We start from the raw sequence: 14,258 nt of genomic DNA, 5'->3' as shown, positions 1-14,258 counted from the left end.
CGGTCCGGCCGTCACCGGCCCGACGTCAGGGCGCCGGCGTGCGGGGGGCCGTCGGTCCGAGGAGCTCGGTGGCGATGGTCCGCGCGGCCGAGTCCCGGGACGACGGGTGGAACTGACCGGCTCGGACGTCCCTCGCGAGCCGTGCGAGCTCGTTCCCGGCCCGGTAGGCCCCGCCGCCGACGACCCGCATCGCCTCGTCGACCACCTGCGCCGCGGCGTCGACCGTCCGCGCCTTCGTCCCGACGAGCAGCGGGAACCACCGCGACCCGTGGTCCACGCCCTCGTCGACGTCGCGCGCCAGGCCGTCGACCTGCAGCGCGACGGCGTCGACCGCGCCCTGCATGTCGGCGAGCGCACGACGGACGTCCGGGTCGTCGGACCGCGGCGTGCCGTCGCGTGCGGACCTCGTCCGGACCTGCTCGACGGCGAGGGTCACGGCCCGTTCGGCGATCCCGACGTACACCGACGCGATGAGCACTTCGAACGCGGCGAAGACCCCGAACACGAGCGGGTCGGCGTTCGGGCCGACCGGCAGCGTCCGGACGATCCGGTCTCCGGGGACGTGCACGCCGTCGAGGATCGTCGTGCGGCTCTGCGTCGCCCGCATGCCGAGCGTGTCCCAGTCGTCGATCGACCGGTGGCCCGGCTGGTCGCGGAGCACGAACCCGTGCACGAGCACCGGTGCGTCCGGGTCCGAGTCGTCGCGGCCGAACACGCTGAGGACGTCCCACGCCGGAGCGAGCGACGTGGACACCTTCGTCCCGGTGAACCGGTGTCCGCCACGACCGTCGGGCTCCGCCCGCGTCGTCGAGTCGAACAGCACCTGGTCGTTGCCCGGCTCGCTCACGCCGAACGCGAGCAGGAGGTCGGCCGCGGCCCACTCCTCGACGCACTGGAGGAACGACTCGCCTCGGGCGCGCACGATCCGGGCCGTCTGGACCCAGACCTGGTGCATCCCGAGTCCCAGGGCGGTCGCCGGCGCGGCGGCGGCCAGTCTGCGCTGGACACGGGACGTGTCCCGGAGACCCAACGAACGGCCTCCCGTCCGGTCCGGCGCCCCGAGACGGAGGTACCCCGCGTCCCGGAGTTCGGCGAGGTCGTCCGTCGGGAACGCGTTGTCGCGGTCGTACCCGGCGGCTCGCGCCGCGATCCGCGCGAGGAGGTCGTCGTCGATGTCCCACGCCGGTTTGGTGTCGCCCATGCGACGAGACTAATTTGCCGACTGTGTCGACACGTCATCCCTGGTCCCGGTACGTCGCGATCGGTGACTCGTTCACCGAGGGCATCGGCGACCCCGACCCGACCGTGCCCGGCGGGTTCCGCGGCTGGGCCGACCGGGTCGCCGAGGTGCTCGCCCACCAGACCGTGGACTTCGCCTACGCGAACACCGCGGTCCGCGGGCGGCTGCTGCAGCAGGTCGTCGACGAGCAGGCCGAGCACGCGCTGTCGCTGCACCCGGATCTCATCACGGTGTCGGCCGGCGGCAACGACATCATCCGCCCGGGCAGCGACCCGGACGAGGTCGCCGCCCGGTTCGACGGACTCATCGCCACGCTCCGCCGGGACGGTGCGACCGTGGTGCTCTTCACCGGCCCGGACGTCGGCATGACCCCCGTGCTCGGGCTCGTCCGCGGCAAGGCGGCGATCTACAACGAGCACTTGCAGGCCATCGCCCTGAAGCACGACGCGCTCGTGGCGAACATGTGGGCGCTCCGGGTGCTCCGGGACCCGCGGATGTGGGCGCCGGACCGGCTGCACCACTCGCCCATGGGACACGCCACCATCGCCTCGGCCGTGCTCGACACGCTCGGGGTGTCGCACGGGATCCGGCCTGAGTACCCCGAGCCGCTCGAGGCCCGACCGTGGCGGGAGGCCCGGGCCGAGGACCTCGGCTGGGCACGGGAGTACCTCGTGCCGTGGGTGGTGCGTCGGATCCGGCACACGTCCTCGGGGGACGGCGTCACGGCGAAGCGACCGGAGCTCGACGCCGTGGTCGAGCACCGGTCCGACACGCCGTAGTCCGACCGGCCGGTCAGGAGCCCTGGAACGGGTTCGTCCACCGCCACCAGATGCCCGGGTCGTCGATCGCCCGGTCGAGCACGAGCGGGACCGTCACCGGGTCGTGGTGCTCGATCGAGAACCGGACCGTCCCGACGCGCTCGCCGCGGGTACCGAAGGTCACCGTCCGGAGCGAGGTCGTCGCGCTGACGGTCGTCCTCCCCCACACGAGCACCGTCCGCGCCGACGTCGAGACCGCGTCCGCCGAGGCCTTCCACGGTGTCGCGTACGACGCGAACGACTGGCCCGCGTTCGTCAGGGTGACCGTGTGGAAGTTGTCCGCGACACTGTGCAGGAGCGCCTGGATGTCGGCGTCCAGGGCGTCGTGGGTCGCGCCACCGAGCATCGCTCCGACGACCGTGACGTCGTGGCCGCCGCGCTGGTAGGTCGCCGCGAACAGCAGGCACGCACCGGCCTCGTCGAGGGTGCCGGTCTTGATGCCGTCCACCCCGTCGACGCCGAGCAGCTTGTTCGAGTTCGTGATCTGGCCGACCGTCGGGATCGACAGGGTCTTCGTGCCGACGATCTGCTTGACGACCGGGTTCGCGATCGCGAGTTCACCGAGGTGCACGAGGTCCGTCGCCGTCGACGTGTTCGCCGGGTCCAACCCCGTCGGCTCGACGATCGTCGTGTGGTCGAGGTCGTGGGCTGCGAGCCACGTGGTCGCCGCGGCCCGGTACCGGTCCATCGACCCGAACGCCCACAGGGCGAGCGAACCGGCGTAGTTGTTCGCCGACTTCATGAGCATGACCTGGAACGCCTGCTTCTCGGTGAGCTGCAGGCCGACCGGCATCTGGGCGACCTCGCCGTCCTGCGCCAGGTAGGTGGCGTACAGGTCGTGCTGTTCCTGGGTGAAGGTGATCGTCGGCCCGTCGGACGTCGTGGTCAACGGCTTCTGGTCGAGCACGACGAGTGCGGTGACGACCTTGCTGATGCTCGCGATCGAGCGCGGGTCGGCGTCGCCGCTCGTCTGCAGGCTGTCCGGGAACCCCGGGGCCTGGACGGCGGTCGCGCCGTAGGCGGGGAACCGCAGCGCCGGCACGGTCGCCGTCGGCGCCGCGTAGGTGGCCTTCGTCGCGGTGGTCGGTGCGAAGGGCACGACCGCGGCGGCGACGAGGTAGGCGGCCGCGAGCACGAGCACCACCACGACCGTCAGGACCGCGGGCCGGACGGCGGAACGGCGGGGGCGGCGGACGACGCGTGACACGACACAGGAGCCTAGGGCGTCGACCCCGGGAACGGGCCGGTGCCGCGCGCGGTCAGGCCCGACCGCGCTGCGCCTGCCGAGCGCGCTGCGCCTGCCCGACCGCCCAGAGCCCGACCGCGCTCGCGGCCGCGACGTTCAGCGAGTCGACGCCGTGGTGCATCGGGATCCGGACGACCGTGTCGGCGGCGACCACGGCCTCCCGGCTGAGTCCCTGTCCCTCGGTCCCCATCACGAGGGCGACGCGCGACGGGACGTCGGCCGCGAAGTCCTCGAGCGCGACCGAGTCGTCCGTCAGCGCCATCGCCGCGAGGTGGAACCCGAGCGCGCGGAGCTCCGGCGCGGCCGCGTCCCACGGCCCGATGCGCGTCCACGGCACCTGCAGCACGGTCCCCATGCTGACCCGGACGCTCCGGCGGTACAGCGGGTCCGCGCACCGGGGCGACACGAGCACGGCATCCGCGCCGAGGCCCGCGACGGAGCGGAACACGGCCCCGACGTTCGTGTGGTCGACGACGTCCTCGAGCACGACCACGAGTCGCGCGCCCGCCACGACGGACGCGACCGACGAAAGCGCGGGTCGGTGCATCGCCGCCAGGGCGCCACGGTGCATGTGGAACCCGGTGAGCTCCTCGAGCAGGGCGTCCGGGCCGACGAACACCGGGCCGTCGTGTCCGGCGACGAACGGGAGCACGGACGATGCCCACTTCTCCTGGACGAGGACGCTCCGCGGCACGTGCCCGGCTGCCAGGGCCCGCTCGATGACCGTGTTGGACTCGGCGATGTAGAGGCCGCCCGCCGGCTCCTTCACGCGCCGCAGTGCGACGTCGGTGAGCGTGGCGTAGTCGTCGAGACGGGGGTCGTCGAGCGAGTCGATGCGGACGATCTCCACGGGCGGGACTCCAAGCGGGAGGACGGAGCGGTGCACGCGGGACGCGACCGCACCGGACGGGGAAGGACGGCGGCCCCGCGGCTGTTGCAGGGTAGCGTGGAAGCGATGGACACCGTGAACCGGGCCGCTGACGTCGAGCCGGTCGACCTCGAACAGGTGGTCGACGCGCTCCGTGGCCGCCGGGTCGCCGTCCTCTCGGGTGCGGGCGTCAGCACCGACTCCGGCATCCCGGACTACCGCGGCGAGGGCTCGGTCGCCCGGACGCCGATGACGTTCCAGGAGTTCCGGTCCGACCCCGAGCGCCGCCAGCGGTACTGGGCGGGGAGCCACCTCGGCTGGCGTGCGTTCTCGGCCGCGGCGCCGAACGCCGGCCACCGGGCGCTGGCGGCACTCGAGTCCGCCGGTGTCGTCACCGGGCTGATCACCCAGAACGTCGACGGTCTGCACCTCCGGGCCGGGTCCCGGCGCGTCGTCGAGATCCACGGCTCGATGGACCGCGTGCTGTGCCTGCACTGCGGGCAGGCGTTCTCCCGCGCCGACCTCGAACGGACGCTCGACCGGGACAACGCCTGGATCGACGACCCCGGCTCGGTGACGCTCGCCCCGGACGGCGACGTCGAGGTCTCGGGCGTCGAGCGGTTCGTCGTCCCGGCGTGCTCGGTGTGCGGCGGGATGCTGAAGCCGGACGTGGTGTTCTTCGGTGAGTTCGTCCCGGTGGAGAAGTTCCAGGAGGCCGTCTCGATCGTCGCCGGCGCCGACGCCCTGCTCGTCGTCGGGTCCTCGCTCGTGGTGAACTCCGGGGTGCGGCTCGTCGACCATGCGGTCCGGCGCCGCAAGCCCGTTGTGATCGTGAACCGCGGGGCGACCCGCAGCGACCGGCGCGCAGTGGTCAAACTGCACGCCGGGACGACCGAGACCCTGACGGCACTCGCCGAGCGCCTCCTCCCCTGAACCGACGCGCCCGGTCTCGGCGCGGCAGGGACGGACCGGCGGCGCGCAGCAGGCCCGCCGGATCGACCCACCACGAGAGGACCTCCCGATGACGACACTCCTGTACCTGGTCCGCCACGGCGAGACCGACTGGAACAAGCAGCGCCGCATCCAGGGATCGACGGACATCCCGTTGAACGACACGGGGCGCCGGCAAGCCGCCGAGGCGGCCGCGCTGCTCGCCCGGCGGCCGTTCGACGCCGTCGTCGCGTCCCCGCTGTCCCGCGCCCTCGAGACCGGCTCGGTGATCGCGACCCGGCTCGACCTGCCGACACCGACGACCGATGCGGGGCTCGTCGAGCGCTCCTACGGCGAGGCCGAGGGGATGACCGTGGAGGACATCCGACGCGCGTTCCCGGACGACGTCATCCCGGGGCGCGAGTCGCGTGCGGCCGTGGTGGCCCGTGCGCTCGAGACCCTCGGCGAGATCGCCGTCCGGTTCGACGGCGGGCGGGTGGTCGTCGCGACGCACGGTGCGGTGATCCGCTCCGTGGTGAACGAGCTCGCGCCCGGCACCGCCGAGTCGTACTCCACGCCGATCCGGAACGGTTCGATCCACTCGTTCCGCTGGGACCCGGAGCGGTTCACGTCCGAACTCGTCCGGTTCGACGACCCGATCGACGAGCAGTCCGAGGCGGCCGGTCGCTACGAGTTCGCCTACCAGAACCCACTGGAGTCCGACACCGCCGAGTGACCGCGGGGTTGCGGTTCGGCCACATTCACCCGATCGGGTGATGCAGGGTGGTGCGGCGCGCGCTACCGTCGCATCACACGGTCCGACGAGGCCGTCGACGGGGTGGGCAGCATGGTCAGGCGCGAGCGGTCCGAGCCGGTGGACGGCGAGGGACCGGGCACCGACCGGACCGGCGCGGACGAGCCGGGCGTCGACGAGTCGGGTGCCGAGGCGATGGACGCCGACGAGGCACTCGATCGCGAGTTCGGGCTCGACCCGCACCTCGTCGCCCCGCGCACCGGGCGACAGCTGGTCCGGAACGTCGTCGTCACGTCGAGCATCACGCTCGTCGCCGCGGCGGTCGTCACGGGCACGCTCTTCGTCACGATCCAGTCGGTGCAGAACGGCATCGGGGGCCTCTTCCCGCAGCCGGGTGCGGCGCTCGTGCGGTTCGAGGAGCACGCCGCCCGGATGTCCGGCGTCACGTCGACGGCGGACCTCGGCCAGCGGCAGACCCAGGGCTTCAGCGGCTACGACGTCGAGGCGCTCGTCACCGCGGACCCCGCGCTCTCCGACGAGGACCAGGCCACCCTCGTGACCGCCCTGAGCGATGCCGCGCAGCAGGACTCTGGGAACGGCGTGCAGGTGCTCGCCCGGGTGCGGTTCGCCGACATCACGGTCGGGGTGTCGGCGGACACGGCGCTCTCGCGCCGACGACTCGTCGCCGGACAGCAGGTCGCCGCGATGGGGACGGTCGACGCGGTCTCCGTCGCCTGGCAAACGACCGAGTCCGGGGCCGTCGCCGACTCCGCGGCGCACCAGATCGCCCGCGTCCGGACGAACGTCGGCGACGACCAGCTCGCCACGGTCACCGCCGAGGTCACCGACACCGTGCACGCCACGCTCCCGGACGCCGAGGTCGTGGTCACCCGCACGACGGGCTGAGCCGGAACGGCGGCGCCGCCCCACGAGGACATCGCGAGCCGCGCCGTCACGTCCCGGGGTGCCGCGCCGCCACCGCCCGCTCCACGGCCTCCGCGACCCGTTCCGCGGAGGTCTGCCAGTCGAACCGCCGTGCCTCGGGGACGGAGGCCCGGCTGGCGGACGGCCACCGGGCCTCCAGTCTCCGCACCGCCGCTGCGACCGCCGCGGGCGACGACGGCTCGAAGTACTCCGCCGCGGCACCGCCGATCTCCCGGAAGATCGGGATGTCCGACACCGCGACGGGTGTGCCGACGCCCATCGCCTCGACGAGCGGGATGCCGAAGCCCTCGTCGTGCGACGCGGTGACGAGCGCCGCGGCCGACCGGAGCACGGACAGGTACTCCTCGTCGGACGCACCGTCGTGGAACACGATGCCGCCGGTGGGTGCCAGGGCGGACAGGCGCGTCCGGTCGGCGTCGGACACGCGCGACATGCAGTGCAGCGTCCAGTCCTCCTCCCCGGGGCCGCGGAGCAGCGGGATCGCAGCGGCGAGGGTCTCGACGTTCTTGTAGGGCATGAAGGACCCCATGTAGACCAGGGTGCGCGACCGGGGACCGTCGGGGTCACGCGGCGCTCGCGGGTCGGCGGCGTTCGGCGCGACGGTGACCGGCCGTCTCGTCAGACGATGCTCGCGGATCAACCGTGCCGTCGTCTCGCTCACGGTGACCACGCCGTCCGCGCCGTTCAAGAGCATCCGCTGCGGGAACCACGTCAGGTGGAACGCCCGCCACCCGAGCCGGATCGGCCAGGCGAGGTCCCGCGGCGGTGTGCGGTTCCGGTAGTAGATGAGGTCGTGCAGCGTCAGCACCAGGGCGTAGTCCCGACCCCGCGCGCCCATCGTCTGCATCGGCGAGAACACGGCGTCGAGCGCGAGTCGGTTGACCTGGTGGGCGACGAACGGCTCGCGCGCACTCGTCGGCGCGGAGATGCGGACCACGGGCAGGTCGTCGGGGAGCCAACCGCGCTGCCGGTCGTCGCTCACGAGGAGCACGTAGTCGTGCCGCCGTGGCAGGTGCTCGACGATCGAGGCGGTGAACCGGCTGATGCCGTCGTGTCGTCCGATCCGCAGGTAGCGGCAGTCGATGCCGATGCGGAGCCGCGTCACGCGTCGGTCCCGTCGGTCGCGTCCGCCCCGTCGGTCGCGTCCGCCCCGTCGGTCGCGTCCGCCCCGTCCGCCCGGAACGGTCGGGAGGCCCGGATCGCGTCCGCCGCGGCGGCCGGCGTCTCGTAGTGCACCAGGTGCCCGACACCCGGGACCACGACGAGTGTGGCGTCGGCGAGCCGCGCCGCGAGCACGCGCTGCTCCGGCACCGCGGTGATGTCGTCACGCTCCGCGGCGATCAGCAGCACCGGGACGGTGACGAGGTCGGCGAACTCGGACACGTCGTGGGTGACCGATGCTCGGAACGCCTCGAGGACCACCTGTCGGTTCGCGAACGCGGAGAAGTAGCGGTCGTGCTGGTCGTGCACCCACCGGCGGAGACGGGGCTCCCGGGACTTGAGCATCGCGAGGCTCATCGCGCGGACGATGCCCCGGTTCCGGAGCAGGCCGAGCCCGAGGGCCTTCGGGAGCCAGGCCCCGAGACGGTAGTACGCGATCGCGATGCCGGTGCCGACCATCCGCGGGCCCTGGAGCGCGGGTGCGGCGATCGGGTTGACGAGCACGAGCAGCGCCGTGTCGAGCCCGTCGGCGACCGTCGCCGCGGTGACGATGCTGCCGAACGAGTGTCCGAGCACGACCGTGTCACGGTCGAGTCCGAGCGCGGCGTGCAGGCCGTGCAGCCACCGGACGTAGGCGTCGAGGTCGGAGACCGGGAGCGGATCCGATCCCCCGAACCCGGGCAGGTCCGGGACGATCGTCCGGACGTCGTCGTCGACGAACTGGGCCGCGACCGACTCGAGCCCGTGGTGGTCCCCGCGGAACCCGTGGACGGCGAGGATCGTCGTCCGGGCGTCCGGGCTGCCGTAGACCCAGTACTGCGTCGTCCGTCCGTCGACGAGGACGGACCGGTGCTCGACGGGCGTCCGGGCGAGCTCTGACTGGTACGGGGAGACGATCGGCGCGTGCATCCCGGTCAGTCTACGAACGTCCGGCTGCGGGGCGGGGACGCGCCGCGCCTCCCGTCCGCACCGGACAGCCGACGGGTGTCGCGCCTACTGTGGTCGGGACGGACCCCCGCCGGTCCACTCCACGTCGCGAGCCCCGAGGAGCACGGTGACCTTCACTGCCCCGATCCAGACCCCAGGACTGACCCTCGACCCGCTCTGGTACAAGCGGTCGGTGTTCTACGAGTGCATGATCCGCTCGTTCGTCGACTCCAACGGGGACGGCACCGGGGACCTGTCCGGACTCATCAGCCGGCTCGACTACCTGCAGTGGCTCGGCATCGACGCCCTGTGGCTGCCGCCGTTCTTCACGTCGCCGCTCCGCGACGGCGGGTACGACATCTCCGACTACAAGGGCATCCTGCCCGAGTTCGGCACGCTCGACGAGTTCCGCGACCTCGTCACGAAGGCCCACGAGCGGAACATGCGGATCGTCATCGACATGGTGATCAACCACACCTCCGACGCGCACGACTGGTTCCAGCAGTCGCGGGCGGACCCCGACGGCCCGTACGGCGACTTCTACGTCTGGAGCGACTCCCCGGACAAGTACGAGAACATCCGCATCATCTTCGTCGACACCGAGGAGTCGAACTGGACCTTCGACCCGGTCCGTCGGCAGTTCTTCTTCCACCGGTTCTTCTCGCACCAGCCGGACCTGAACTTCGAGAACCCCGCCGTGCAGGAGGCCGTGTTCGACATCGTCCGGCACTGGCTCGACCTCGGGGTCGACGGGCTGCGGCTCGACGCGATCCCGTACCTGTTCGAGTCCGAGGACGGCAACGGCGAGGGCGAGCCCGAGACGCACGAGTTCATCAAGCGGCTCCGCACGATGGTGGACGACGAGTACCCGGGCCGCGTGCTCATCGCCGAGGCGAACCAGTGGCCCCGCGAGACCGCCGCGTTCTTCGGCACCGACGAGGAGCCGGAGTGCCACATGGCGTTCGACTTCCCGGTGATGCCACGCATCTACTACTCGCTCCGGGCCCAGAACGCGACCGAGTTGAAGCGGATCATGTCGGAGACGCACGAGGTCCCCGCGTCGGCGGCGTGGGGCGTGTTCCTCCGCAACCACGACGAGCTGACGCTCGAGATGGTCTCCGAGGAGTACCGGCAGGCGATGTACGGCTGGTACGCCTACGACCCGCGGATGCGCTCGAACATCGGCATCCGACGCCGGCTCGCACCCCTGCTCGACAACTCCCGTGCCGAACTCGAACTCGTGCACGCGCTGCTGTTCTCGCTCCCCGGCTCGCCGTTCCTCTACTACGGCGACGAGATCGGGATGGGCGACAACATCTGGCTCCCGGACCGCGATTCGTCCCGCACACCGATGCAGTGGACCCCGGACCGGAACGCCGGGTTCTCGACCGCCGACCCGGGCAAGCTGTTCCTCCCGGTCGTGCAGTCGCTCGTCTACAACTACAACCTCGTCAACGTCGAGTCGCAGCTCGCGCAGTCCCGATCGCTCCTGCACTGGATCCGGAACGTCATCCACGTCCGCAAGGCGCACCCGACGTTCGGGCTCGGGACGCTGCAGGTGCTCGAGTCCTCGAGCGACGCCGTGCTGACGTTCGCCCGGTCGTACGAAGGCGCGGGGACACAGTTCGGCGACTCGGCGGAGGACATCGTCTGCGTGTTCTCCTTCGCGCACAACCCCTCGTCGGTGACCATCTCGGCGCCGCAGTACGCCGGCCGACCGCTCTACGACCTCTTCGGCGGGGCGGAGTTCCCGGGCTTCGACGAGGACGGCTCCGTGACGCTGACACTCGCGACGCAGTCGTTCTACTGGTTGCACGTCGGACGGCGACGGGTCCCCGAGGTCGAGTAGGCACGCGCGGGCCGGGTGCGCGTCCGGCCGCGTGCGCGGCGGGCCAGGTGCGCGTCGGCCGGGTGCGCGTCGGGCCGGGTGATGTCGCACGCGCCCGGTAGCCTGCCGTCGTGACCAGCTCCCCCCTCGGTACCGCCACCGCTCCCCACGCCCGCGTGCAGCGCCTCACCGACCGGCCCTGGTGGCACGCCCTCGGGGTGTTCGACCTCGAGACCACGGGCATCGACGTCGAGACCGCGCGGATCGTCTCCGCACACGTCGGGCTCCTCGACATGACCGGGACGAGCATCGCGCACGGCTCCTGGATCGCCGACCCGGGCGTGCCGATCCCGGAGCAGGCCGCCGCCGTGCATGGGATCACCACCGAGCGTGCCCAGGCCGAAGGCCGACCGGCCGGCGAGGTCGTGGCCGAGATCATCGCGGCGGTCGAGGCGGTGTTCGCCCGCGGCGTCCCGCTGGTGATCTACAACGCCCCGTACGACCTCACCGTGTTGGACCGGGAGGCCCGACGGCACGGACTCCCCTCCCCCGTGATCGGCAACATCGTCGACCCGCTCGTGATCGACAAGGCGGTCGACACGTACCGGAAGGGCAAGCGCACGCTCGAGGCCGCGTCGGAGCTCTACGGGGTCGCGCTCACGGACGCGCACGATGCCGGCGCGGACGCGATCGCAGCCGGGCGGGTCGCGCAGGCGATCGCGGGCAAATTCCCGGACGAGCTCGGCATCAGCGCCGAGGAGCTGCACCGGCTGCAGGTCGGGTGGTGCTCGGACCAGGCGACCTCGTTCCAGGAGTACATGCGCCGCGCGAAGAACCCGCAGTTCACGGCCGACGGTCGCTGGCCGCACCGCAACGGCGACTGACCGGGACGCAGAACGGGCGGCCTCCCGGAAGAGACCGCCCGTGCCCGAATACGGTGGTTACTTGCCGAAGTTCTTGAAGCGCTGGTTGAACTTCTCGACGCGCCCAGCCGAGTCGAGGATGCGCTGCTTGCCCGTGTAGAAGGGGTGCGAGGCGCTCGAGATCTCGACGTCGATGACCGGGTAGGTCGCACCGTCGAGCTCGATGGTCTTGTCGCTGGTCGCCGTCGAGCGCGTCAGGAAGGTCTCACCGGAGGCCAGGTCGCGGAAGACGATGGCGTTGTACTCGGGGTGGGTGTCGGTCTTCATGGGAGTTCCTCGTGATGGTGGATTCAGTGGATCGGAGCAAGCGGTCCCGAAGCGGCTCATGAGCGGCTCGGACACGCAGAGAACGACGGCGTACGCCAGCCGTCCACGTTACCAGAACGACGTCGCAAACCCCAGTCGGAGGACCGTGCGCGGGACGGGCGCGGGCAGGGCGCGGGCAGGCGAGCTGGCGAGCGTGCAGTTCCGCCGCGTGCATCCGCTCCGGACGCGGTCGAAGTACACGCTCGTCGGCGGAAGGGGCGGGCCGGACGGGCGGGGCGGGCCGGACGGGCAATCGAGGGCGCGTCAGGCGGCGCGCGCGGAGAAGCGGCCGTCGGACTCCGTGACGACGAGCTCCAGGCCGAACGCCTCGGACAGGACCTCGCTCGTGACGACCTCGCCGATCGGGCCGGCGGAGTGGACCTTGCCGTCGGACAGGATCAACGCGTGGGTGAACCCGGTCGGGATCTCCTCGACGTGGTGGGTGACGACGACGATCGCGGGTGCGTCCTCGCTCGACGCGTAGCCGCCGAGCGTCCGGACGAGGCTCTCACGGGCACCGAGGTCGAGGGACGCGGCCGGCTCGTCGAGGAACAGGACCTCCGGGTCGGTCATCACCGCACGGGCGATCTGCACGCGCTTCTGCTCGCCGTCGCTCAGTTCGCCGAAGGTCCGGTCGGTGAACGCACCGAGGCCCCACTCCTCGAGCACACGCTGCGCACGGCGGACGTCGATGTCGTCGTACTGCTCGTTCCAGCGTCCCGTCACCGAGTACGCAGCCGTGAGGACGACGTCGAGGACCTTCTCGGTCACCGGGATCCGGCGGGCGAGCGCCGTCGAGGCGAACCCGATCCGTGGGCGCAGCTCGAACAGGTCCGCGTCGCCGAGGGACACGCCGAGGACGTCGACCTGACCGGAGGTCGGGAACGTCTGCGCACCGGCCACCTGCAGGAGCGTGGTCTTGCCCGCACCGTTCGCGCCGAGCACCACCCAGCGGTCCGTGTCGGCGACCTCCCACGAGACCTCGTCGAGGATCGAGACCCCGTTCCGCACGACCGACACGTCTTCCAAGCGCACTACCAAGGGCATGGGATCACCCTACGCGAACCGAGCGGCGTCAGCGCCCGGCGAGCACCGCGTCGTAGACCGCCCGGGTCTGCGTCGCGATCGCCGACCAGGTGAACTCGCTCTCGACGCGCATCCGGCCCGCGCGGCCCATGAGGGACGCGAGTGCGGGGTCGCTGAGCACCTCGCGGAGGGTCGCGCCGAGGTCCGCCACGAAGCGTTCCGGGTCGACGGGCGTCCCGGTGCCGTCCTGCACCTGCTCGATCGGCACGATGCGGCCGGTGAGGCCGTCGGCGACGACCTCGGGGATCCCACCGGTGTCCGTCCCGACGACCGGGAGTCCGCAGGCCATCGCCTCGAGGTTCACGATGCCGAGCGGCTCGTAGACGGACGGGCAGACGAAGACGGTGGCCGCGGAGAGCACGCGGACGATCTCGTCGTGCGCGAGCATCCGGTCGATCCAGACGACGCCGGACCGCCGGGTCCGGAGGTCCTCGACGAGGCCCGTGACCTCGGCCATGATCTCCGGGGTGTCCGGCGCACCGGCGCAGAGTACGATCTGGACGTCCGCGGGGAGGGTGTCGAGCGCGCGGAGCAGGTAGGGCAGGCCCTTCTGGCGGGTGATGCGTCCGACGAAGACCACGGTGGGTCGGTCCGGATCGATCCCGAGCGCGCGCACGGCGTCGGGGTCGACGGTCCGCTGCCACGCATCGAGGTCGATGCCGTTGTAGACGACGTGCATCCGGTCGGCGGGGATCGACGGGTAAGAGCGCTGGATGTCCCGCGCCATGCCCTTCGAGACGGCGATGACGGCGTCCGCGTGCTCGAACGCCTCGCGCTCGATCCAGCTCGACAGGCGGTAGCCGCCGCCGAGCTGCTCGGCCTTCCACGGACGGAGCGGCTCGAGGCTGTGCGCGGTGACGACGTGCGGGACGTCGTAGGTGACCTGGGCGAGCCGTCCGGCGGCGTTCGCGTACCAGGTGTGGGAGTGGACCAGGTCGGTGCCCTCGATGTCCGGCACCATCTGGACGTCGGTCGCGAGCGTGGCGACCGCACCGTTCGCGTGCTCGAGGCCCGCCGGTGCCCGGTAGGACGACACGCCCTCGGTGTCGCGCTCGGCCCCGAAGGCCCGGACGCGCACGTCGGTGTCGGTCCCGGCACGGAGCGCCGCGGTCAGCTCCGCGACGTGCACACCAGCACCCCCGTAGATCTCCGGGGGGAACTCCTTCGTCAGCAGATCGACTCGCACGGGACCAACGTAACCGGAAGGTGTCGCGGACGCATACTCT

Annotated in this window: 14 protein-coding genes; 6 read left to right on the top strand and 8 right to left on the bottom strand. The window is 71.9% G+C overall.

Translation table 11 applies throughout. The features are described 5' to 3' along the window. Nucleotides 1-25: 25 nt before the first annotated feature. A complete protein-coding gene (locus ACO0E0_RS11595; RefSeq protein WP_422871561.1) occupies nt 26-1,201 on the bottom strand; it encodes an acyl-CoA dehydrogenase family protein in 1,176 nt (391 codons plus the stop codon). Between the two features lie 23 nt (nt 1,202-1,224). Here ACO0E0_RS11595 and ACO0E0_RS11590 point away from each other — a divergent pair, with 23 nt between their 5' ends. Further along, nucleotides 1,225-2,019 (top strand): SGNH/GDSL hydrolase family protein, encoded by a 795-nt coding sequence (locus tag ACO0E0_RS11590; protein ID WP_422871560.1) that lies wholly within the window; start codon nt 1,225-1,227, stop codon nt 2,017-2,019. A gap of 13 nt (nt 2,020-2,032) precedes the next feature. On the opposite strand, the gene ACO0E0_RS11585 is transcribed toward ACO0E0_RS11590, so the two are convergent. Together ACO0E0_RS11585 and ACO0E0_RS11580 are read right to left on the bottom strand one after the other, a co-directional pair. Beyond that, the gene (locus ACO0E0_RS11585; RefSeq protein ID WP_422871559.1) at nt 2,033-3,265 is read right to left on the bottom strand and encodes a D-alanyl-D-alanine carboxypeptidase family protein; all 1,233 of its coding nucleotides are present in this window, start codon (nt 3,263-3,265) and stop codon (nt 2,033-2,035) included. Nucleotides 3,266-3,317: 52 nt separating this feature from the next. After that, complete coding sequence (locus ACO0E0_RS11580; RefSeq protein WP_422871558.1) at nt 3,318-4,154, bottom strand: TrmH family RNA methyltransferase; 837 nt, start codon at nt 4,152-4,154, stop codon at nt 3,318-3,320. Between the two features lie 105 nt (nt 4,155-4,259). On the opposite strand from ACO0E0_RS11580, the gene ACO0E0_RS11575 reads away from it, so the two are divergent. The 3 genes from ACO0E0_RS11575 (at nt 4,260) to ACO0E0_RS11565 (ending at nt 6,762) form a co-directional block, all read left to right on the top strand. Further along, nucleotides 4,260-5,105 (top strand): Sir2 family NAD-dependent protein deacetylase, encoded by an 846-nt coding sequence (locus ACO0E0_RS11575; RefSeq protein ID WP_422871557.1) that lies wholly within the window; start codon nt 4,260-4,262, stop codon nt 5,103-5,105. 88 nt (nt 5,106-5,193) lie between these two features. Next, nucleotides 5,194-5,838, top strand: a complete 645-nt coding sequence (locus ACO0E0_RS11570; RefSeq protein WP_422871556.1) for a histidine phosphatase family protein — start codon at nt 5,194-5,196, stop codon at nt 5,836-5,838. A gap of 111 nt (nt 5,839-5,949) precedes the next feature. Next, nucleotides 5,950-6,762, top strand: a complete 813-nt coding sequence (locus ACO0E0_RS11565) for a hypothetical protein (protein ID WP_422871555.1) — start codon at nt 5,950-5,952, stop codon at nt 6,760-6,762. A 46-nt stretch (nt 6,763-6,808) separates the two neighbouring features. On the opposite strand, the gene ACO0E0_RS11560 is transcribed toward ACO0E0_RS11565, so the two are convergent. Both ACO0E0_RS11560 and ACO0E0_RS11555 read right to left on the bottom strand, forming a co-directional pair. Continuing rightward, the gene (locus tag ACO0E0_RS11560) at nt 6,809-7,906 is read right to left on the bottom strand and encodes a glycosyltransferase family 4 protein (protein ID WP_422871554.1); all 1,098 of its coding nucleotides are present in this window, start codon (nt 7,904-7,906) and stop codon (nt 6,809-6,811) included. Continuing rightward, nucleotides 7,903-8,871, bottom strand: coding sequence for an alpha/beta fold hydrolase (locus tag ACO0E0_RS11555; RefSeq protein ID WP_422871553.1), 969 nt, complete (start codon nt 8,869-8,871; stop codon nt 7,903-7,905). The genes ACO0E0_RS11560 and ACO0E0_RS11555 overlap by 4 nt, the downstream gene beginning before the upstream one ends. Nucleotides 8,872-9,016: 145 nt before the next feature. Between ACO0E0_RS11555 and treS the strand changes: the two genes are divergently transcribed. Next, the gene (gene treS / locus ACO0E0_RS11550) at nt 9,017-10,738 is read left to right on the top strand and encodes a maltose alpha-D-glucosyltransferase (protein ID WP_422871552.1); all 1,722 of its coding nucleotides are present in this window, start codon (nt 9,017-9,019) and stop codon (nt 10,736-10,738) included. A gap of 155 nt (nt 10,739-10,893) precedes the next feature. Beyond that, nucleotides 10,894-11,601 (top strand): 3'-5' exonuclease, encoded by a 708-nt coding sequence (locus tag ACO0E0_RS11545; protein ID WP_422871623.1) that lies wholly within the window; start codon nt 10,894-10,896, stop codon nt 11,599-11,601. A 57-nt stretch (nt 11,602-11,658) separates the two neighbouring features. On the opposite strand, the gene ACO0E0_RS11540 is transcribed toward ACO0E0_RS11545, so the two are convergent. The 3 genes from ACO0E0_RS11540 to glgA form a co-directional block, all read right to left on the bottom strand. Next, complete coding sequence (locus ACO0E0_RS11540; protein ID WP_422871551.1) at nt 11,659-11,907, bottom strand: type B 50S ribosomal protein L31; 249 nt, start codon at nt 11,905-11,907, stop codon at nt 11,659-11,661. 303 nt (nt 11,908-12,210) lie between these two features. Continuing rightward, on the bottom strand, nt 12,211-12,993 hold the full coding sequence (locus tag ACO0E0_RS11535; RefSeq protein ID WP_422871550.1) for an ABC transporter ATP-binding protein: 783 nt from the start codon (nt 12,991-12,993) through the stop codon (nt 12,211-12,213). 28 nt (nt 12,994-13,021) lie between these two features. Next, the gene (gene glgA / locus ACO0E0_RS11530) at nt 13,022-14,218 is read right to left on the bottom strand and encodes a glycogen synthase (protein WP_422871549.1); all 1,197 of its coding nucleotides are present in this window, start codon (nt 14,216-14,218) and stop codon (nt 13,022-13,024) included. Nucleotides 14,219-14,258: the final 40 nt, after the last annotated feature.

The organism is Curtobacterium phyllosphaerae (genome assembly GCF_049341865.1).
Taxonomy (GTDB): Bacteria; Actinomycetota; Actinomycetes; order Actinomycetales; family Microbacteriaceae; genus Curtobacterium; species Curtobacterium phyllosphaerae.
This window is presented reverse-complemented; position numbering and strand designations above follow the sequence as displayed.